Source organism: Microcoleus sp. N9_B4, from assembly GCF_036701635.1.
Taxonomy (GTDB): Bacteria; Cyanobacteriota; Cyanobacteriia; order Cyanobacteriales; family Microcoleaceae; genus Microcoleus.
In genome coordinates, this window is sequence record NZ_JAUBRC010000087.1 from 10217 (window position 1) to 10859 (window position 643).

The following is a 643-nucleotide window of genomic DNA, read 5'->3' on the forward strand; positions in this document are numbered from 1 at the left end:
CCTGAATTACTTCGATGCCAAAGTTGCCAAAGACTCGCCCGCAACCCGGCAAATCCGCCAGTCGGGCATCACATCAGCACCGATACCCTTGTAAAATCCGATCGCCAATTCATTCCAATCCAAAACACTCCATTCCAAACGCCCACAGCCCCTTTCAACCGTCAACTGCGCTAAATAAACTATCAAAGACTTGCCAATTCCCCGCCCTCGAAACTCAGGGATCACAAACAAATCTTCCAAATAAATTCCCGGCTGAGTCAAAAAAGTAGAATAATTGTAAAAAAACAGCGCCCAGCCGACAACTCGACCCTCGCACTCGGCTAAAATCGCTTCAGCAAAAGGTCGATCGCCAAACAAATGATGCTCCAAATCAACGGCATTGCCAGTAACGGCATGAGATAATTTTTCGTACTCAGCTAAAGCTTTAATCAAATCAAACAGCACCGGCACGTCGGCGCGGGTAGCTGGACGCAAAATTACCTCAGAAGACATAAATAAGTAAGTAGTACACGACAATTAACAATTAAAAATACCACATCAAGACATTTTTAATTTGTAATTTTTAATTAAGTTTTTCCCCATTGAATCAGCATATATAGCAATCCTAAATCATTTGTGAATTTCTTACTCCCTCCCCTTGATA

1 protein-coding gene is annotated in these 643 nt (G+C 42.6%); it reads right to left on the minus strand.

Annotation, left to right across the window (positions count from 1 at the left end; translation table 11 throughout):
- Positions 1 to 6: 6 nt before the first annotated feature.
- Positions 7 to 492, minus strand: a complete 486-nt coding sequence (locus QUA43_RS30040) for a GNAT family N-acetyltransferase (RefSeq protein ID WP_333379352.1) — start codon at positions 490 to 492, stop codon at positions 7 to 9.
- Positions 493 to 643: the final 151 nt, after the last annotated feature.